General features: G+C 38.5%; 20 protein-coding genes and 1 pseudogene. 8 read left to right on the top strand and 13 right to left on the bottom strand.

Annotated elements, in window-relative coordinates:
* Positions 1–2 precede the first annotated feature (2 nt).
* From guaD to puuE, 3 genes are read left to right on the top strand one after another with little or no spacing between them, the layout of a single operon-like run.
* Positions 3–1,367, top strand: a complete 1,365-nt coding sequence (gene guaD, locus H5090_RS06960) for a guanine deaminase (protein WP_024595279.1) — start codon at positions 3–5, stop codon at positions 1,365–1,367.
* 5 nt (positions 1,368–1,372) lie between these two features.
* Positions 1,373–2,584 carry a urate hydroxylase PuuD gene (locus H5090_RS06955; RefSeq protein ID WP_182695345.1) on the top strand — a complete coding sequence of 404 codons (1,212 nt, stop codon included), beginning with the start codon at positions 1,373–1,375 and terminating at the stop codon, positions 2,582–2,584.
* A gap of 1 nt (position 2,585) precedes the next feature.
* Positions 2,586–3,518 (top strand): allantoinase PuuE, encoded by a 933-nt coding sequence (gene puuE / locus H5090_RS06950; RefSeq protein WP_182695344.1) that lies wholly within the window; start codon positions 2,586–2,588, stop codon positions 3,516–3,518.
* Between the two features lie 65 nt (positions 3,519–3,583).
* Here the strand turns inward: puuE and H5090_RS06945 are convergent, their stop codons facing one another.
* On the bottom strand, positions 3,584–6,085 hold the full coding sequence (locus tag H5090_RS06945) for a S8 family serine peptidase (RefSeq protein ID WP_154902977.1): 2,502 nt from the start codon (positions 6,083–6,085) through the stop codon (positions 3,584–3,586).
* 585 nt (positions 6,086–6,670) lie between these two features.
* On the opposite strand from H5090_RS06945, the gene H5090_RS06940 reads away from it, so the two are divergent.
* The 4 genes from H5090_RS06940 to H5090_RS06925 are packed head-to-tail and all read left to right on the top strand — an operon-like array spanning position 6,671 to position 9,801.
* Complete coding sequence (locus H5090_RS06940) at positions 6,671–8,173, top strand: curlin (RefSeq protein ID WP_182695343.1); 1,503 nt, start codon at positions 6,671–6,673, stop codon at positions 8,171–8,173.
* Positions 8,174–8,214: 41 nt separating this feature from the next.
* On the top strand, positions 8,215–8,613 hold the full coding sequence (locus H5090_RS06935) for a curli production assembly/transport protein CsgE (protein WP_024595596.1): 399 nt from the start codon (positions 8,215–8,217) through the stop codon (positions 8,611–8,613).
* The gene (locus H5090_RS06930; RefSeq protein WP_024595597.1) at positions 8,603–9,028 is read left to right on the top strand and encodes a curli assembly protein CsgF; all 426 of its coding nucleotides are present in this window, start codon (positions 8,603–8,605) and stop codon (positions 9,026–9,028) included. The genes H5090_RS06935 and H5090_RS06930 overlap by 11 nt, the downstream gene beginning before the upstream one ends.
* A complete protein-coding gene (locus H5090_RS06925; protein ID WP_024595598.1) occupies positions 9,028–9,801 on the top strand; it encodes a CsgG/HfaB family protein in 774 nt (257 codons plus the stop codon). The genes H5090_RS06930 and H5090_RS06925 overlap by 1 nt, the downstream gene beginning before the upstream one ends.
* An 81-nt stretch (positions 9,802–9,882) precedes the next feature.
* On the opposite strand, the gene H5090_RS06920 is transcribed toward H5090_RS06925, so the two are convergent.
* The 6 genes from H5090_RS06920 to H5090_RS06895 all read right to left on the bottom strand — a co-directional run bounded on the left by H5090_RS06920 (position 9,883) and on the right by H5090_RS06895 (position 14,711).
* Positions 9,883–10,572: a LuxR C-terminal-related transcriptional regulator gene (locus H5090_RS06920; RefSeq protein ID WP_182695342.1), complete on the bottom strand. Its 690-nt coding sequence runs from the start codon at positions 10,570–10,572 to the stop codon at positions 9,883–9,885.
* A gap of 248 nt (positions 10,573–10,820) precedes the next feature.
* Positions 10,821–11,342 (bottom strand): hypothetical protein, encoded by a 522-nt coding sequence (locus tag H5090_RS06915; protein WP_182695341.1) that lies wholly within the window; start codon positions 11,340–11,342, stop codon positions 10,821–10,823.
* A 56-nt stretch (positions 11,343–11,398) separates the two neighbouring features.
* The gene (locus H5090_RS06910; protein WP_182695340.1) at positions 11,399–12,937 is read right to left on the bottom strand and encodes an EAL domain-containing protein; all 1,539 of its coding nucleotides are present in this window, start codon (positions 12,935–12,937) and stop codon (positions 11,399–11,401) included.
* A gap of 78 nt (positions 12,938–13,015) precedes the next feature.
* Complete coding sequence (locus H5090_RS06905) at positions 13,016–13,651, bottom strand: SGNH/GDSL hydrolase family protein (RefSeq protein WP_182695404.1); 636 nt, start codon at positions 13,649–13,651, stop codon at positions 13,016–13,018.
* An 8-nt stretch (positions 13,652–13,659) separates the two neighbouring features.
* On the bottom strand, positions 13,660–14,172 hold the full coding sequence (locus H5090_RS06900) for a DsrE family protein (RefSeq protein WP_182695339.1): 513 nt from the start codon (positions 14,170–14,172) through the stop codon (positions 13,660–13,662).
* 65 nt (positions 14,173–14,237) lie between these two features.
* Positions 14,238–14,711 (bottom strand): flavodoxin family protein, encoded by a 474-nt coding sequence (locus tag H5090_RS06895; protein WP_182674961.1) that lies wholly within the window; start codon positions 14,709–14,711, stop codon positions 14,238–14,240.
* Positions 14,712–14,788: 77 nt separating this feature from the next.
* Between H5090_RS06895 and soxR the strand changes: the two genes are divergently transcribed.
* Complete coding sequence (gene soxR / locus H5090_RS06890; RefSeq protein WP_182695338.1) at positions 14,789–15,250, top strand: redox-sensitive transcriptional activator SoxR; 462 nt, start codon at positions 14,789–14,791, stop codon at positions 15,248–15,250.
* 14 nt (positions 15,251–15,264) lie between these two features.
* Here the strand turns inward: soxR and H5090_RS06885 are convergent.
* The 6 genes and pseudogenes from H5090_RS06885 to H5090_RS06865 all read right to left on the bottom strand — a co-directional run.
* Positions 15,265–16,110, bottom strand: a pseudogene (locus H5090_RS06885) (lipase family protein); the annotation flags it as partial.
* A gap of 47 nt (positions 16,111–16,157) precedes the next feature.
* Entirely contained in the window at positions 16,158–16,430 is a 273-nt protein-coding gene (locus H5090_RS20815; RefSeq protein ID WP_259395063.1) for a hypothetical protein, read from the bottom strand.
* A gap of 23 nt (positions 16,431–16,453) precedes the next feature.
* Positions 16,454–16,885, bottom strand: coding sequence for a DUF4198 domain-containing protein (locus H5090_RS06880; RefSeq protein ID WP_253188801.1), 432 nt, complete (start codon positions 16,883–16,885; stop codon positions 16,454–16,456).
* Positions 16,886–17,123: 238 nt separating this feature from the next.
* Positions 17,124–17,903, bottom strand: coding sequence for a hypothetical protein (locus H5090_RS06875; RefSeq protein WP_182695337.1), 780 nt, complete (start codon positions 17,901–17,903; stop codon positions 17,124–17,126).
* An 83-nt stretch (positions 17,904–17,986) separates the two neighbouring features.
* Positions 17,987–18,253, bottom strand: a complete 267-nt coding sequence (locus tag H5090_RS06870; RefSeq protein WP_076924322.1) for a hypothetical protein — start codon at positions 18,251–18,253, stop codon at positions 17,987–17,989.
* A gap of 67 nt (positions 18,254–18,320) precedes the next feature.
* Positions 18,321–18,896 (bottom strand): hypothetical protein, encoded by a 576-nt coding sequence (locus H5090_RS06865; protein WP_182695336.1) that lies wholly within the window; start codon positions 18,894–18,896, stop codon positions 18,321–18,323.
* Between the last annotated feature and the right edge of the window lie 221 nt (positions 18,897–19,117).

Below are 19,117 nucleotides of genomic sequence, written 5' to 3'. Positions count from 1 at the left end.
TAATGAGCACGCAAAACAATAATAACTTAACAGTAGTTTGTGCCGATATACTCGACTTTGTTGACGACCCTGCCATTGCTGGCGAAAACGCCCATCGTTTTTTTGAAAAAGGCGCATTAGTTATCAAGCACGGCAAAGTAGTTAAGCTTGGCTATGAGCAAGACATACTGCCTACAATTGATAAATCAGCGCGTGTTATCCGCCACGATGGTAAGCTCGTTATGCCTGGTATGATTGACACACACATACATTTGCCGCAAACCGAAATGGTAGGCGCGTATGGCGAGCAGCTTTTAAGTTGGCTCACCGAATACGCCTTCCCAACCGAAAAAAAGTTTACCTGTGAGCATTATTCAAAAGAGATATCTAACCGCTTTTTAGATGAGCTGCTGCGCAATGGCACAACCACTGCCCTTGTATTTGGCACTGTGCATCCGCAATCGGTTGATGCGTTTTTTAAAGAATCACAAAAACGCAATTTACGCATGATTGCCGGTAAAGTAATGATGGACCGTAACTGCCCTGACGACTTATCTGATTGCGCGCAAACAAGTTATGACGAATCTAAAGCCCTCATCGAAAAATGGCACAATATTGATAGGTTAAGCTACGCAGTTACACCGCGTTTTGCCCCCACATCAACCCCTGAGCAACTTCAAAAATGTACTCAGTTGCTTGAAGAATACCCAGACACCTACCTGCATACACACTTATCTGAAAACAAAGACGAGTGCGAATGGGTAAAAGGACTATTTCCAGAAGCCGAAGATTACTTAGGCGTGTACGAGCAAGCAAAAATGGTACGTAAACGCTCAGTATTTGCCCATAGTATTCATTTATCTGAGCGCGAGCTATGCTGCCTTGCAGATAACAATGCGGCAATATCGCACTGCCCTACCTCAAACCTATTTTTAGGATCAGGACTTTTAAATTTAAAAGCCTGTGAAGAGCACGGCATAAACGTAGGCATGGGTACCGATGTAGGCGCGGGAACAAGCTTTTCTATGCTACAAACAGGTAACGAAGCGTACAAAATTCAGCAATTACAAGGTCAAAAGTTTTCAGCATTTAAAGGGTTGTATTTAGCAACACTCGGCGGTGCTAGAACGCTCGATTTAGAAGGGACAATTGGTAATTTTGAAGCCGGTTGTGAAGCCGATTTTATTGTAATGGATTGTTCAGCAACCCCATTTTTAAAATTTAGAATACAGCATGCCAAAACCCTGCATGAAAAATTATTTGCAATGATGATGTTAGGCGACGACCGCTGCGTTGAGCAAACCTACATTATGGGTAAAAGTGTGTATAAGCGCGATGATAACAATCAATTTTCAGACACCCGCTCACCGGTATTAGAAGAGGCTTAACCGTTATGGAAAACTATTTATTTGAGCTTGCTCATTTAGTACTGCGTTATTTTCATGTTATTGCTGGTATAGCATGGATTGGCGCTTCATTTTATTTTGCATGGCTTGATAACAACCTACAAACACCACCGCAGTGGAAAATAGATAAAGGCATAAAAGGCGATTTATGGGCCGTGCATGGTGGTGGCTTTTACGAAGTGGCTAAGTATCAAAATGGCCCTGAACAAATGCCGCATACTTTGCACTGGTTTAAGTGGGAAGCCTACACAACGTGGATCACCGGTATATTACTATTTAGCTTACTTTATTATGTTGGCGCCGATGTGTATTTAATTGATAACAGTAAAAGTGAGCTAAGTAAATTTGCAGCTATTGGCGCATCCCTTGGTTTTATTGGCTTAGGTTATGGTGTTTATCGTTTATTGTGTAAAACCTCACTGGTCGAAAACGGCAAAGTGTTTATTGCTGTAGTTATTGGTTTATTAGCTCTGTGGACTTTTGGGGTTGATCAATTATTTAGCGACCGCGCTGTGTATATTCATGTAGGTGCACTTATTGGTACTTGTATGGTTGGCAATGTGTATCACATTATTATGCCAGGGCAACGCTATATGGTAAGTGAAGTAGAAGCCGGTAGAATCCCTGATTCAGCGCCAGGTTTAAGGGCAAAGCTGTGTTCTATTCATAATAACTACGCCACGTTACCCGTGGTATTTATAATGCTGAGCAACCACTTTCCTTATACCTACAGCCACAACTTTGGCTGGCTTATTTTAATTGCGCTGTTTGGTATTGGTATGTGGATACGCCATTATTTTAACTTAAAACATCAAGGTATTAATAAACCCTCAGTACTTGTAAGCGGTATTGCAGCTTTTTTTGCTCTTATGCTCGCCATAGCCCCTTGGCCCAGTACACCAACAAATGCAGGCGAAAGCGCGCCTTTACAAACAAGTATTACCGACGCACAAGCGTGGGATATAATTAGCAAACACTGTACTGGGTGTCACAGCGAAACACCCACCTCTGAGCTTTTTCAAACCGCGCCGCTAGGCTTTAAACTCGACTCTATTAGTGATGTAAAAAAATCCAGCACGCTTATTCATACCCGCGCGGTTATAACCAAAGATATGCCACTGGCCAATATGACCAAAATGACAGACACAGAGCGCGAAACGCTAGGCGCTTGGCTCTCAGCACTTAAAAAGGAGCAATAAAATGAGCGAGCAATTTAAAAACTACCCGCGCGATTTAATTGGTTATGGTCCAGATGTACCCCATGCAAATTGGCCCAATAAAGCACGTATTGCCGTGCAAGTGGTATTAAATTACGAAGAAGGCGGCGAAAATTGTGTATTACATGGTGATGCAGCGGCCGAAACTTTTTTATCAGAAATAGTCAGTGCCCCGCATGTTGAAGACCGCCATATAAGCATGGAGTCTATTTACGAATATGGCTCACGCGCTGGCGTGTGGAGGCTACTGCGTTTATTTAAAAAATACGATATACCGGTCACCATTTTTGCAGTGGCGATGGCCCTTGAGCGCCACCCCGATGTAGCTAAAGCCTTTGTTAAAGCGGGCCACGAGATTGCAAGCCATGGCCTGCGCTGGATTAATTATCAAAATATAGATAAGCAAACCGAACGCGAGCATATGCAACAAGCCATTGAGATCATTCAAACGCTTACCGGTAAAAAGCCCAAAGGCTGGTACACAGGGCGCACAAGCCCTAACACAGCAGCCCTTGTGGTAGAAAATGGCTCGTTTTTATATGATGCCGACGATTACAGCGACGACCTACCTTTTTACAGTATTAAAGAAGGTAAACCACAGTTAATAGTGCCCTACACGCTTGACGTAAACGACATGCGCTTTGCTGCCGTGCAGGGTTTTAATGCCGGGGATCAGTTTTATAATTACTTAAAAGATGCATTCGATACACTATACGAGGAAGGCGACCCACAAGGTGAAAACGCCCCAAAGATGATGTCGATAGGTTTGCATTGCCGCCTAATTGGCAGACCAGGAAGAATAAAAGCATTAGCACGGTTTTTAGAATATGCTCGCTCGCATGATCAGGTTTGGTTTGCCACACGTGAGCAAATAGCCGAGCACTGGCTTAAAACCCATCCGTATAAAAAAGCATAGTTTACTTTTTTTTAAAACATAAAAAAAGCCCAGCAATGCTGGGCTTAAAGTCACTTTAGGAGTAGTTAGTTAAATGAAACCGTAATGATGTTAGAACATACATTTTCAGTTACACATAATTGGTAATCGTACGATGGTAATGTAGCACCACGTACGTAGTCACGGTAACGACCTCTGTCAGCAGTAGTATCTACAAGCTCACCATTACGGTAAACACTTAGTGATTCAGCGCCAACACTTTCCCAACTAAGCTCTACACGCATAGTATCAAGGCGAGACTTATTAGCACGTTTTAAGGTAATTTCTAGCTCTACATCACTTACAACAACCGTTTGAGTTGATGTACTTGTATTGCCTTCACTGTCTGTTACCGTTAGTTCTACATCGTAATTACCTGATGCTGCATACACATGCATAGGGTTTTGATCAGATGATGTTGCACCATCGCCAAAGCTCCAGCTCCACTGTGTAATATCGTTATTTGAATCAGTGCTTGAATCAATAAAGTTAACTGTTAAGCCTTGTGTCTCAACGTCAAAACTAGCACGTGGTGGTTGTGGGCTAACTTCGCCAATAGCGCTTAGCGTTAATGACCAGCCATTAATTGTGCCGGTATCGGCTGCGGCAGTATCTTCTACTTGTAGTGTCCAATCGCCTGTAGCAACTTCGCCGTTAAATGATTCAGAAGTAAAGCTTCTAACTATGTCGTCGTTTGAACCACCCACATTGCTTTGTAGCGTTACTTGTGTGCCTTGAGCAGATACTAACTTAACCACTAAGTCGCCTGAGTAAGTATGCGAAATATCTACATCAGCAGTAGTACCAAATACTGTTAAGTCATCAGGAACATTAATTACTGACACTGCACCTACTGGCGAGTTATCAGGAATATCAACACTTGTGTTACTGCTGTAAGTAAAGTCGTTTAAGCCAACAGGTTGAACCATTAATTTAACTGACTGCTCTTTAACAATATCACCAGCTGTAGCTGTTACAGTAAGCTCGTATTCGCCCCACTGAGTGTTAGTATCGGTTTCAACATTTAGCATTACTTCATCGCCTGGGCGCGCTGTAAGCGATGATAAATAAGCGCCGCCTAATGTTGTTGATAACTCAAGCGTTACTTCTTCATCCCATTCGGCAATTGAACCAATTGTAAATGTGTAGTTAGTAGCTTGGCCTGCTTCAATTTGTTGCGTAAGTGGATCCGCTGATATTTTAAAGCCAGGTGTAGGGTCTGCATCAATAAGCGCTTGGTTAACATTAAGACGAGTACCTGCAACCGTTACACCTTGTAGCGCAGCATTTGCATCGCCAGAGTTCATTAGTAAATCTTTCAGCTCTTGAGTGCTAAGCTCAGGATTAATTGACAATACTAACGCTGCAGCACCTGCTACATGTGGCGTTGCCATAGATGTGCCTGAGTAAGATGCATAGCTCTCACCTGGTGTAGTTGATAAAATAGCACTACCCGGCGCGCCCATATCAACGCTTGTTAAACCATAATGTGAAAACCATGAAATACCATCGGTTTGATCCGTACTTGCAACCGATAATACACTTGCGTTTTCGTAGTTAGATGGGTAATGCGGGTTAACATCGTTATCAATAGTATCGTTACCAGCTGCGGCTACAAAGAGTAAATCCGCCGCTTCGCTTGATGCAATTGCATCTGCTAGTGCTTGGCTGTAACCGCCACCACCCCAGCTATTATTTAATACGCGTAAGTTAACGCCTGAGTTTTTAAGGCTAACCATGTAATCAATACACTTAATAGCGTCTGATGTTGAGCCATTACCCGCAGCATCTAAAAACTTACAACCAACAAGTGATACTTCATGGTTAACACCTACAACACCAATACCATTGCCACCACTTGCGCCAATAGTACCTGAAACGTGGGTGCCATGGCCTTCGTCATCCATAGGGTCGCCACTGTCAGTAATGGCATTTATACCATGCACGTCATCTATAAAACCGTTACCATCATTATCAATACCATCTCCTGGTATTTCGCTGCTATTTACCCACATATTGCTAGCTAAATCACTGTGGCTGTAATCAATACCCGTATCGATTACACCTACCACTACATCGCGGCTACCTGTCGAAATATCCCATGCTTCTACTGCATCAATATCAGCGTCTGCTGTACCACCCGTTTGGCCATCATTATTTAAGCCCCAAAGCTCATCAAAACGAGGATCATCTGGCGTACGTGCAATGCTTACTTGGTAATCAGGCTCTACATATTCAATAGCTTGATGAGACTTTAAAAGCGCAATTGCGTCTTTAGTGCTCATTCCCGACACTTTAAACTTAGCTAAGCGACCTGAAAGTAAAGACGTATAGCTGTCATCAAGTTCATCTTTATTTAGATCAGTAATTTTAGCTTTAACTAATGAACGAGCCTGCTTACGCATTTCTTTCGTTGCATTACTTTTATATTTAACAATTATAGAATCACTGCTAGCAGTTACAGATTGCTTTACACCCACATCAGGAACTTTTGCAGCTGCTAAGCACGGAAGTAAGGCAAGAGTAATAATAGATAATTTTGTTTTCATTGTTCTATCCATAGTTTTTTTTGGGTTAGCTTAGATGCTCTAAGCACGTTCTTTCACTATTTCGAGTACAAGGGATCACATGGCATACCCTAAGGAAACAACCAAACTAATCATTTAACAAGTTAAAAAATAAAAACGTTGTTAAAACCAACAATTTTGACCAGTTAAAGTATAAAAAAAACACTAAAGACAGACCTTTTAATGAAATTCACGCAAAGCCATTTACCTAATAAAGGGTCGGAGATTTTTACTGCTTTTAGATTGAATTAATAAAAAACCTCAACAACCGCACTATAACCCACTGAAAAATAAAAATTAAAAAATTGGTAAAAAATGATGATTTCAGAAAATACATTTGAGGAATACAGTAATTGGGTACTTAATAATTAACAGTTATTAAACGTAAGTTAAAAATAATGACAAAGCGTTTAGTGATAATTATTAACTACATCGAAAAATTTTACTTTAAGAGCTTTTCAAGCGGATCACAAAACATTATATCGGCACGGCATGCTGACACAGCAAATACCTTATAAAACCTATAAAATTTAAGGTGTTTGGTTTTAATATTTCAAGGAGAAAATAATGAAGTTGAACAAATCACTTTTAAGCTGCGCAGTTGCAATTGCAATGGGTACTAGCTTTGCTTCTTATGCAGATACTAACAACAAATCAGCATCAAGCTCAGAACTTGCTACCAACGTTTCTGTAGCAAGTGTTGAAAACTCAATGACTCTTATCCAAACTTTTAATGAAAATACTGCACTACTTACACAAGATGGTGATAGCAACACCATGCTTGTAACAACAACCGGTAATAATAACGAAACTGAAGTTGTGCAGAGCCAATTTGGTAATTATGCTGAAGTAATCACCACAGGTGACAACAACTTACAAGTATACAGCCAAGATGGCGTTGCTAATGGTTTTATCTCTGAAGTGACTGGTAATAATAATATGTTATTTGTTTCACAATTTGGCCAAGGCTTTTTTGTAAATAATGAAGCGATTAATATTGTAACTGGTGATGATAATATCATTGATGTTGAACAAGGCACTGGTGGTCACTGGTTCTACAACATGGATATGCAAGGTAACGCAAATGAAATTACCTCACTGCAAACCGGTGAATGGCATGAAGCAGAAATTACGATGCTTACAGGCGACGAAAATACTCTTGATTTAGTTCAAGACGGTTATTGGAGTACCTTTAAAGTAAGTAGTTTACAAGGCAATGACAACGAGCTTGAAGTTGAACAAGTAGGTGATCGTAATGCTGTAGCATTTAGTGCAATTTCTGGTGATGCAAATGAAATTGAAATTGAGCAAGATGGCTTAACTAATGCGGTAACGTTTGCAACTGTAATTGGGGACGACAACCAAATAGATTTAGATCAAGAAGGTTCACTTAACACAATTGAATCAAACTTATTTGAAGGTTCTAATAATGAGGTTTCAGCAACACAAGTTGGCGCTGAAAACTTAATGACAGCCGATTTAATTGGTGACAGCAACGAACTAACTTCAATGCAAAACGGTGATTTAAACGAAGCCTACATGGGTGTAATTGGTTCAGACAATGAATTTACATCAGCCCAAATAGGTGATTTAAACTCGATTCACTTAGCTAACTTTAACGGCTCTGGCAATGATGTTGATTTAGTACAAGCTGGCGATGAAAATGCCGTACTTGTTCAATCTTCATACCCAGATGTAACGCTTACATCTAACGATAATGACATCGATATTGCTCAAGACGGCTCTCAAAATGAAGCAATTGTTACCCTTGCTGGCATTTTAGATAGTAATAATAACCAAATTGATATTGCACAAAGTGGCACGTTAAACCTTATTGATATGATGGTTGAAGGCAATAACCACAGCATTGATATTTCACAAACAGGTGAAGGTAACTGGGTTACTGGCGTTGAACAATCAGCATTTTTAGTTGGTGGTGAAAACGTATCGTTTAGTGTTACTCAAATTGGTAACGACAATATTGTTGAAGGCTCAGTAATTGGCTTTGACAGCACTGTATCTGTTACCCAAATTGGTGATGGAAACGCAGCAACAATTACTCAAATGTAATTGTTGAGGTGGGGAGAGCGATCCTCTCCCCTTTTTAAATTATGAAAAAAAATATTAACTTTAATCGTTACCTACTCACACTTTTCCTATGTTTTTCTGGGGCAACTCATGCTGCGGATGAACTAGAAATAGATGGCTTATTACTTGATAGAAGTATTAGCCGCTTTGGTCATCAATTTTATTATGAATTTTCAAACTACTGGCGAGATCTCCCTTCAACAGCTGGTTTTAATATTGAAATAAAAGAAACCGTAATACCAAAAGCGGGTACACAACTTTCTTTAATAATGAATAATCAACTCGTTTACGCGACTTATTTAGGTCGCAGATTAGAACCCCTCGATGAACGTGTTGAGCAAGCTGTTTATACAGTAATAGATGCAATGGCTCGCTCAAACATGGCTGCATCAACACCAGATATGGCTAAAGATGGATGGTAAAATGAAAAAAATAGCCCTTATAATAATAACAATATTAAGCTTTTCAGCTTCCGCGACTGAAATAATTTACACCCCAATAAATCCAAGCTTTGGTGGTAATCCACTCAATGCAAATATGCTGCTGAGCAAAGCACAGGCTCAAAATAAGCACAAGGCTCCGGTAATCGAAAAAGGTTATGCTGAACAATTTCAAGACTCTTTAGAGCGCACTTACTTAAACCGCATGGTAAGAGAAATTACAGATATGGCTTTTGGTGAGGATATTGAAGATAGTATTTTTAATCAGGACTCAATTTTTATGAGTGGTGATTATCAAATTGAAGTTATAACCAGCACAACCGATTCTATTACAGTAAAAATAACAAACATATTAGATGACTCTGTTGTGATCATTGAAGTACCGAGGTTTGGATAATGTATAAACTACTAATAACAATAACATTACTGGGTTTGAGCGGCTGTACAAGTTTAGGTAAGCTTATTCCACCATCACAGCAAAAAGCAATTAGCCTAGAGCCAACTGAATTATTTGCAGACTTAAAAAACTTACCAAAACCTGTTGGCAGCATTCCGGTATCGGTCTACTCATTTAGAGACCAAACAGGTCAATACAAACCACAAACTAACGTTAGTTCGTTTTCGACTGCCGTTACTCAAGGTGCTAATTCAATACTCGTACAAGCACTGCATGAATCTGATTGGTTTACACCTGTTGAGCGTGAAGGTTTACAAAACATTTTAACTGAGCGAAAAATTATTCGTGCAGGCCAAACTGATAACCCTAACCAGACTGAGTTACCTCCACTTACCACAGCTAAAATCATTTTAGAGGGCGGTATTATAAGCTATGACACCAATGTAAAAACGGGTGGGTTAGGTATGGAATACTTTGGTATAGGCGCATCTGAGCTTTACCGTGAAGATGCTATTTCAATTTATCTACGCGCTGTGGATGTTCGTACAGGCCAAGTGTTGCTTAGTGTGGCCACCAGCAAAAAAGTATTAAGCCAAGAGATGCGTGCAGGCTTTTTTAGATACGTAAGCTACAAACGTCTAGCTGAAGCTGAAGCCGGCTTTAGTGACAACGAACCTATGAGTATTTGTGTAACTCAGGCAATAGAAAAAGCACTGACAGACCTTATAACAAAAGGCATTGATAAAGGCTTATGGGCTAAAAAAGTGAGCTAAATACACAGGCCGTCATAACAAATAAAAAAGGCTACTAACAGTAGCCTTTTTTATGGGAGAAATTGAGATTATATATGCTATTTATTTAGCCATTGGTAATAAAACAGAAACGTAACGCTGAGCCCAATTCGCAAGCTCTACCCTGTTACGTGAGTTAGTTTTTTTAAACGCACTGTACAAATGTGTTTTTACAGTGTGGTCGCTAATGTTGAGCTTATCAGCAATTGTATTGTTACTCGCACCTTGTGCAATTAAATGAATAACGGACTTTTCTCGCTTTGTTAAATGATCGTAATCGTCCTGCTTTAATTCAGTATCGTCATGTAGGTTATTAAATGACGATGCCACGGCTAAAATGTCGTTAAAAGCTTTTGAAATCACTTTACGCGTAAACCAAAGCTCACCAGTATCAACACGAACTAACCCTTTAAAAATATCTTCTGGCGCATCAGATTTATAAAAAACACCATTAAAGTGGTTAAGCAATAAGTTTTGCTCGCACACATCTTCTTTATCAACATTAAAGATAACAACACTATGGTGTTTAGCTAAACAAATAAGGTCTGCGGGAATGAGATCTTGCCATTTGCTTTTAGCACCATCTATTAAAAATAAATCATAATTTGCACGCTGCTCAGCTTTAGGAATAACATCGTCCATTTTAATATCACCAAACAAGGCCTGTAGTGTTCTTAAAATAGCAGTGTAGTTGTGTGAATGAAAAGATGATTGAAATGTAGTTTTTACGAATACTGAGTTTTTATGGGGCATAAATTTCGTCCTTGAAACATTTACACTACATTACCTAAATCAAATACAACTTACAATGAGATTTTGGTATTAAAATAAAGCTACCGCTTCTCCCCCTAAAAAAGATAAAAACCTTTTAAATCAATATATAACCTACATTGCCTTTGTTTTTACAATTACTTTTGTAAGATAAATAACAGATCGGATTAGTAGTCTAGTAATTATTAAAACCTTAAATATACATTATCGTAAACTAAGCTTTAGGTTAATTATTCTATCGTCTCTTTTAATTTATTTAACGCATCAACCGAAAAACCTCGATCATAAAAATATAAAATTTCGCCGCTGCTATTTATAAGTACCACACGAGAGTTATTTGGGCTTTGGTTACCTGTAAACTTTTGAACTGTCTCGCCATCTTTATAAATAGTGATTACCCCACCCCATAATTCTTTAGGGATGCCTTTGCGCATACCGCTGTCTATAAATGTGCTAAACATACGTGGTGCCATGCCGGCAATGGTTGGTAGTTCGTATGTAGGGAGCGTTACGCCCGCCATATCTAAACCAATTAACCAACGGTCTATATCAAACTGGCTGTCTTGCTTGTACCCAATGAGCAGTAGTGTTTTATCTGCTTTAAAATCACTTGGTATAGTCACCATAGTTTGCTCTAAGCTTTCGCCACTAATGCTTGGGAACTGCTTACCTGTTAATTGCTGGTTTGGGTACTGTGTTGTACATGCGCTAAGTAGTAAAAGTGCAAAAGCACTTAATGTTAATTTGATCATAATAAACCTAATATTTATAAATTTCATACCGATACGTTTAGTATGGCAGCTGAGATCTAAAAATGCTGATTAGTTATATAATTTTTAAATTTAGACGCAGTCATGGGTTTACCATACTTCCAGCCTTGTCCGTAATGCACACCCGCTGTTTTTAAAATGGCTTCTTGCTCAGTGGTTTCAATACCTTCTGCTACACAGGTATAATTAAACTTATGCACAAGTTCCATAATATTCGGGATCATAGAGGCTTTTAAGCCCTCAGTTGTTATATCTTGAACAAACGTACGATCAATTTTAAGTTGATGAAAGCTCAAATTTTGTAAATTTCTTAAATTCGAATAACCCGTACCAAAGTCATCTAATGATAAGTTAAATCCCGATTCAACCAAGGTTCTAAAATGAGCATGCGCGATGCTTGTATCAAGGTATTCGTCTTCAGTTATCTCTAAACAAATAATAAAGCGTGAATTGGTAAGCTCTGTAATTTGTGGCAGCAACGACACGTTACCCAGCTCTACATCACACGGAAATATATTAAGCGACACTTTAAAGCCTTCAGGCAATACCTCTATAGAGGTTAGCTCTTTGATTGTAGTGGCAATCATGGCCTCAGTAAAAGTCCAGGTTAAATTGTTTTTTCTAATAACCGGAATAAACTCATCTGGAAATAAAACACCGTAATTATCTTCAAAACGTGCAAGTACCTCGCAACCAATCAGCTTGCCACTTTGCAAACAAATAATAGGCTGGTAAGTCCAATAAAATGATCCCTTTTTGAGTCCTTTACGAATACGCTGATTAATAGAGCGACGTGCAGCAATTCTTGCATCAACTATTAACGCACTCGATATTCCCGCTAAACAGGTTAAAATTAACGAAATTATTAGTAATAAGTGGTTATTAGAAAAAAACAGACTCCAAGGTAAGTGCACTACCACACAATATTGGCTACTTGCAGAACTGCAAACTAAATTAGTTTCGTAAGGAAAGAAAACATTGTTTTTTACTTGAAGGTAGAGATCCTCTTTACCTGCTAAATGATGCAAAGTATTTGGTGTTTTATAAACAACTTCCCAATCTGGCACAGTAATGCCAATGTTGGTAAAGGGAGTACTCTGCATAATTAAATTATAGTCCCCTTGTCTGACTATAATTACCTCCATAGGGCGCTCACTAAATAATAATAGATAAAGCTCTGGCTCAAAACGAACCCTCACCTGTTCATCATCTCGAATAAAGTCAGGCTGTTTGTCGTTAATTGGTTTACTTAATAAGCCTGCACCCGTAGTACAAACTAGCTGATTATCTTTAAAAAAACCTATATCAATTACATATTTTGCGTCAAATAAAGCTCGGCGCATCTCAAGAAGAGTTGTGTTGTCACACTGTTTAAACGCAAGCTTATTTAATGGGGTAAGTATTCGACGCCGCTCTGCAATTGCACCTTCTACATGAGTGAGAATATACTCAGCATCTGACTTTGTTTGTGCTGTTAATTGCTGCGCTGCAAAATTGAGTAAAATTATACAGCCAGTTATAAAAACTAACACTCCGGTTAGAACGGCTATAATAGATTTTTGTTGGTACTTTTTCATAGCATCTCGAAGTTGTTAATTTATATCACTACTTTATTAGATGATTGCATAAGTCGCATTAAATTCACACAGATAGATTTAACAATTATTGAGTGAGTTTTGAATCAATTGCGCTATTTTAAAGCCTATTGCCAAATGTTGGATATCATCAAAATGAATCCCATCACCATCTGTTATGTTAATGAACGAGTTAAAATCAATAAAAGCGCACTTATTATTAGCTGCAACGCTTTTAAATGCACTAGAGAGCTTTGTTACTTTTGTATCAGCCTCTTCATAAATACGTGAATACTGCTCGGTAATTCTTATTTTAGGTGGGCTAGCAATAATAATCTTAGGAGATTTTAAAGTACTACCTTGCTGATAATAAATGTGTATTGAGTTAATTAAATCATTCAAGCCATCTGCTATTAAACTAGGTGTTAAATTAAAACGTTTTTTAAGATCGTTTGTACCAAGAGCTATAATAATAAAGTCGAGATCATGCTTATCCAAATAAGGCTTTAAATAGCTAACACCATTAAGCACACCGTCAAACGGGGGATTATGCACTAACGTGCGATTAGGTTGCCCTGCCTCTATTACGTTAAAGCCCCACCCTAAGTTTTTATTTAAAAGTGATGTCCAACGGGTATTTTCATCAAAACGTTTACCCGTTACAGGGTTTAAGCCCCATGTATTTGAATCCCCAAAGCAGAGAATATTTTTTATTATTTGAGTCATTAAAATGGATTGAGCGTATAGCCTTGTTGTTGAAGTTGTGCGTGAGCGGTCATAGCCGAAAGCGACATTTTTACACCCTCAATAAAAAGCGCTGGCGTTACTTTAAAGTGAGTAGCAGATTGCCCGCAAACATACACTTTAGTGTTGTTTGCTAGTAGCTGCTCAATTAACGCTTGATTTTTATTGTCAACGTTAAAACGTTTTTTATATTCGCTATTAGCTAACACGTCAACACTTGCGCTACCGTGCACAACTAATGCAAGTTGTATGTTTTCAGGCTTTACGCCATGCGCCACATGCATGTTAATAAAACGCGCTAGCGAATTTATTGAATTATTTTGCGCGCCTTTTTCAGCGCCATCAGCAACATCAAATGCTATTTTAAATACCGTAGCGTCATTAATTTCATCATGCTCGGGTACATTGTAATAATTACCATATCCCTTAATTGGTTGCTCTGTTGCATATATTAAAGGGCTAAAAAGCAGCACTAACAATAGTAAATATTTCATAAAACAATCCTGTGTTTTTTAATATTATTACTAAACTACCAGAGACAACCAAAAAAGGCTGCAATTTAAGCAACCTTTTGGGTACTTTTATGGCTGTGGTTAATAAACTGCATACCTAAATAACTAAACGTATTTTTAAACTGCTCTACAAAACAGGCGGGGGCTTCACTTGATGACGCATTAGAAAGCACTGAAAAATGCTTACTACGTAAACTACGAAGCTTAGGTTTTAATGCTTCATCGTCCATATAATCGGTTATTCTATCGATAAATAATTTCATTTGTACCGTGGTGCTGTACCAATAAACAGGAGACGCGAACACCCAATGATCATATTTTAAAAGTGCTTCAAACACAGCGTAAAAATCATCATTTTTATAGTTTTTGTTATAGCAGTACGGCGCAATTTTATAATCATCTAAGCATATTACACGCACATTATTTTGCTCTGCAAATCCATTAACGTGCGCCTGTGTATTACCATTTTTGCGTGCGCTTGAATAAATAATAACAGTGCTACGCTCAAGTTTTTGTTGCATTTAGTTAGCTCCTTTTTTAATGTTACAAGAAGCTTAAAACCTCAAGTTATATTGAGGTCAATCGGAAATTAAAAATAATGCCAATAGATCAAAAAAAACTAACTGAGGCCAACCTAACCGTGGGTTATGTAGCAAAGCGTAGCGGCGTAAAAGTATCAACCCTGCATTTTTATGAAACCAAAGGACTAATACGTAGCTGGCGAAATAGCGGCAATCAACGCCGCTATAAAAAAGATGTACTGCGCCGTATAGCGGTAATAAAAGCCGCACAAGCAATGGGAATAACCCTTGATGAAATTAAACAAACATTGGCAACATTACCTGATCAGCGCACACCCACGCAAAAAGACTGGGCAGCCCTTTCAAAGCAATGGCAAGCACAGCTGGACGAGCGAATAGCGTATATGCAGCGTTTGCGCGATCGCGTTGATGGATGTATTGGCTGTGGGTGCTTATCTATGAGTAAATGCCCTATTTATAACAAAAACGACCACTTAGGCGAAAACCAAAGTGGTGCTATTTTGTTAGAGCGAGATTGAGGGCTAGATTAAAGTTAATCTAAGCCGCTTAGCCCCTCTCTCGCCGCTCGGTATAGAGCACCTAGGGTTGAATCGAATACCGATTTTATAAAGCTATATGTAAGCTCCACCTCTTTACTAATTACTTTGCCAGCAAACACTAACATATGCCCTAGTAAACCTAAGGTTTGTGTTGCAAACGAGGCTGACGCTTTAGCTATTTTATCTAAAGTACGCGCCAACATATCGTAAAAAGTGAGCCCAGTACCAATAGCTGCTTGAGCTGCTACTGCACTGTAATAGCCGGCATCTTTTAAAAGTGTGACTAACGCAGCCCCTAGCTTATCAGCCCAGTGGGAAGTAAAAGAGGCTTGATTTCTATCTTCAAACTTCAAACGTACAGGGGTACTCAAAAAATGATTAGCTTGAATGGTTAAGTTGTTCCAATTATTACTATTGGCTGTGTTTATATAGCCAGGCGTACCATTGAGAGTATGGGCAGCACCTTTTAAACCTTGCCCATTATCTAAGCGTATTTCTTGACCGCTATAAGGCGCATGCGAGAACGGCCACAAAGGTACCTTAGCAACTGGGTCTGCACCATGAGTACAGCGATAAATTTTATCAATTCTCGATGTAGCAGCCCGAGAGAAGTTTTCAAGCCCAACGCGCGGTGAGCCAAACGTATATAGCTTTACAGGTATTGAATATTCAGCTCTAATCCAATCGGCAGAAAGCGTCGCTAATGCACCACCTAAGCTGTGGCCAACTAAATGAATACAATCGGTTACTTTATCTTTAATATTAGCTTCAACAAACTCCTGTAACGCGGGCTTCATACTGTAAAAGGTCTTATTAAATCCAGCATGCACCATACTGCCATTTGAGCCTCCACTTAAACCAAAATGGCCATCAGTTAAGCCATCTCTTAGCGAGTTAGTACTCGAATTGTTATAACCGAATCACCCTGATAATCGCCAAGCCCATGCCCTACTAAAGCAAAACCCGTACTTAAATTAAATAAATGGGAGAAAAAACCGCCCGTTACCCCTTGTACTGCGCCAGGGTTAACTGAAAAGTTAAAATTGTCGCGCAAAGATGCATGAAGTGAACGATGAAGTAAGTTAGTGGTTTTAATGCTTTTTGCTTTATAAGCAAGGTTAGCTAACTGTACCGCTTGGGTTGGCGTCAAAGTATTCATATAAGTTCCCTTTAAATTAATAGTTAAAGTTTACATGATGTGTAAATCGCAAAAGCGTGGCTGGTATCTTCTTTAATTGGAATATCGTATGTTTGCGGCTCTTTAGAAATATCGCACTTCAAGTGTGCAAGAAGCTCTTTAAGTGTGTCACTTTTTTCATGAATTGAAACAAGCGTGTACCATAAAACAATTCCTTCTGGCGTGCCGTTTTCTAAATAAATATGCTGAACCAACGAGTCGTTATCAAACATATTAGAGGGCTTACCTGTTTTTATTGTTTTTTCTGTAAAAGTAAAATAACCGTGTTCGTCTGTTGTGGTTTCGTCAACGTATTCATCGCCATAGGTGAGTGAGCGCATTACTTTAGTGTTTGCAACTGGCTGCCCATTATCTAATAACTGCCCCTTTACTGGAGCCGATAAATAAAATTCTTGTTTATTAAAAAAACCAAACATATCCGCACAAGCCTGTGATGTAGTAAAAAAAACAACGGCAATAGAGGCTATTACCAACACAAAAATTTTTAAACGCGATAAAAACAAAGCAAACACTCTCCCAAGACCTAGCTATAAGCTACTTAATGTTTATGGCCAATTAATTACACCAACCATATTTATATTAAAAAAAAGTAGGGGAACATACTAATTAGGTACAATTATATTGCATGTTTTTTAATCAAAAAACAATCCTAATTTAATTATAAAATAGCGTATATATTAATTTGCCAATACTACTAAACGCGATACCGCCCACAAGCAAAAAACCATATATAAAACTAATAGCACCCGCTGAAGGATCGCTCCTTTTATCAATTTCTATACATGTCGTGCACACAACAAAAAATATAAAAAAGTTTGCGATAACGCCTAAAATAAAAGCATGCCCAAATAACGGTGATACACCTGCCAAAACTGCGCCCAATATTAAGAGCGAGCCTGAAAATGAATGTTTATTAAATCGGCTCTCTATTATTTTTATAACTAATGTGGCTAACATAAAGAGTAAAAAGTATAGCGTTGGCCAAAACTGATAATATAAATACCCCCAGTTTAAAAGCTCACCTGTAGTTGATGAATAAGTTTGTTCACCTATGACAGGCGCTGAAGCATTCGCGGCATTTTCGCTAAAAAAATATCCTAACCCACCAATAATTAATTTTATAATCCCAAAAAATAAAAAGCTGGCAATAGTAAACCCGATAGCGTCATCTCTTGTTAATCGTTTTTTAGCTTTGCTTTTTACAATAATGGCAAGCATTAAACCTAACAGGCATACACTTCCTAAATAAAGTAACGCCTGCCAAAAGTTATCAGAATAAAATACAGCTAACCCTGGTGCTATAAAAAGATACATAGCATCTTCGTTATCTAATGAACGGCTTGGAGTACTCCGATCTGACTCTTTAAAAAGAGCTAAATATACAAATAAAGGCTGTAAAAACAGCATTAAAATACTCGTGGTGATAAGGTTCATAGATCATCCTTGATGAGAAAGAATTAATGCAGCACTTGTGCTGCATTATAATGTGGGTGTTCAATAATAAAGAGAGGTAGGTATTAAAGGTTTATTTTTTGAAAATACGTTTTAAGTTTTAAAAGTCCTGACTCAAGTTCAAATTTTTGTATTTTAGGATTTTTGAATTTAAACCCATTAGAAATATGGGTATTAATCATCGTCGCCATACCCTCAAACCCAGCTGGCGCAGTGGCAACTAAATCGCTCAACAAAGGGTTTATAAGCACTTGATGCTCTTCTATTAAAGCTGGGTCTTCATATATATCGTAAACAAGGTTAGTTAGTGTTTGTTGGCTTTGTTGTTCCATATCATTTCTATAGCGCCTTAGCTTAGGCGTTCATAGCTCCTTTGTGTATCAGTTTGAATTCAATGATTTATTTTAATTGAGCTTTCTCTTTTGCTAACTGTAATAGACTAACAGCTTGCTCTTTGTCATAAGCTAAAGCGCTGTGTTCAATAACATATTGTGCATGCTCTTTTACTGCAAGCCAATTATGCTGCGATTTATATAAACTTGCTAACTCAAAATGCGCCGTTGTAACTAATGAATTTGGCAATTCTGCATCTAATGCTAAAAATTCTTTGTGAAGGGAAATTGCATTATTAATATCTTGCCCTACAAACATGCCGCTTCCATATAACCAAGCTAATGTTGAATAAGCTTCTATCTCTTTTGCCGCAACCCGCTTTTTGGCTTCCTCTAATAATCGAGTCCCATCCCCAGTGTGAAGGCTTAAAGTAATCAATGCTTTCCAGTATCCCATGGAATAAGCTTTTTCACACCACTCTTCAAGATACTCTGGCGCGTTAATTAAGCTTTTATGACATTGCTGTGCGGCGGTTATTACAGTTAAATCTGGGTCATTTATATCTATAGTATTATCCCATCGAGGACCTGCGGCATAAATGGAAGGCGCCATCATAATCAACAATAATAATATTTTATCCATAAAATCACTTCCCTAAAGATTGTTCTGGAAGATGGACAGTATAAGAAGGTACTGGTGAAGGTAAAAATGCACCTTTCCTATAGAAATAAGTCTCTCTAAGCTGTCTCTTATACACAAATCCCTGCTAAGAAATTAGCGGGGATTTTTTTGAACTAAATCTCAATGTCATGATCAGATCTTCAAATCTTGTTTGAGGGCACATTATGATTAACGAACATACT

Source organism: Pseudoalteromonas sp. SR43-5 (assembly GCF_014163835.1).
In the GTDB taxonomy this organism is placed as follows: Bacteria; Pseudomonadota; Gammaproteobacteria; order Enterobacterales; family Alteromonadaceae; genus Pseudoalteromonas; species Pseudoalteromonas distincta.
This window is presented reverse-complemented; position numbering and strand designations above follow the sequence as displayed.

Excerpts from the sequence above, each read along its gene's own strand:
- guaD (WP_024595279.1), top strand. The coding sequence starts at position 3 with ATGAGCACGCAAAACAATAATAACTTAACAGTAGTTTGTGCCGATATA.
- H5090_RS06955 (WP_182695345.1), top strand. The coding sequence starts at position 1,373 with ATGGAAAACTATTTATTTGAGCTTGCTCATTTAGTACTGCGTTATTTT.
- puuE (WP_182695344.1), top strand. The coding sequence starts at position 2,586 with ATGAGCGAGCAATTTAAAAACTACCCGCGCGATTTAATTGGTTATGGT.
- H5090_RS06945 (WP_154902977.1), bottom strand. The coding sequence starts at position 6,085 with ATGAAAACAAAATTATCTATTATTACTCTTGCCTTACTTCCGTGCTTA.
- H5090_RS06940 (WP_182695343.1), top strand. The coding sequence starts at position 6,671 with ATGAAGTTGAACAAATCACTTTTAAGCTGCGCAGTTGCAATTGCAATG.
- H5090_RS06935 (WP_024595596.1), top strand. The coding sequence starts at position 8,215 with ATGAAAAAAAATATTAACTTTAATCGTTACCTACTCACACTTTTCCTA.
- H5090_RS06930 (WP_024595597.1), top strand. The coding sequence starts at position 8,603 with ATGGATGGTAAAATGAAAAAAATAGCCCTTATAATAATAACAATATTA.
- H5090_RS06925 (WP_024595598.1), top strand. The coding sequence starts at position 9,028 with ATGTATAAACTACTAATAACAATAACATTACTGGGTTTGAGCGGCTGT.
- H5090_RS06920 (WP_182695342.1), bottom strand. The coding sequence starts at position 10,572 with ATGCCCCATAAAAACTCAGTATTCGTAAAAACTACATTTCAATCATCT.
- H5090_RS06915 (WP_182695341.1), bottom strand. The coding sequence starts at position 11,342 with ATGATCAAATTAACATTAAGTGCTTTTGCACTTTTACTACTTAGCGCA.
- H5090_RS06910 (WP_182695340.1), bottom strand. The coding sequence starts at position 12,937 with ATGAAAAAGTACCAACAAAAATCTATTATAGCCGTTCTAACCGGAGTG.
- H5090_RS06900 (WP_182695339.1), bottom strand. The coding sequence starts at position 14,172 with ATGAAATATTTACTATTGTTAGTGCTGCTTTTTAGCCCTTTAATATAT.
- H5090_RS06895 (WP_182674961.1), bottom strand. The coding sequence starts at position 14,711 with ATGCAACAAAAACTTGAGCGTAGCACTGTTATTATTTATTCAAGCGCA.
- soxR (WP_182695338.1), top strand. The coding sequence starts at position 14,789 with ATGCCAATAGATCAAAAAAAACTAACTGAGGCCAACCTAACCGTGGGT.
- H5090_RS20815 (WP_259395063.1), bottom strand. The coding sequence starts at position 16,430 with ATGAATACTTTGACGCCAACCCAAGCGGTACAGTTAGCTAACCTTGCT.
- H5090_RS06880 (WP_253188801.1), bottom strand. The coding sequence starts at position 16,885 with ATGTTTGGTTTTTTTAATAAACAAGAATTTTATTTATCGGCTCCAGTA.
- H5090_RS06875 (WP_182695337.1), bottom strand. The coding sequence starts at position 17,903 with ATGAACCTTATCACCACGAGTATTTTAATGCTGTTTTTACAGCCTTTA.
- H5090_RS06870 (WP_076924322.1), bottom strand. The coding sequence starts at position 18,253 with ATGGAACAACAAAGCCAACAAACACTAACTAACCTTGTTTACGATATA.
- H5090_RS06865 (WP_182695336.1), bottom strand. The coding sequence starts at position 18,896 with ATGGATAAAATATTATTATTGTTGATTATGATGGCGCCTTCCATTTAT.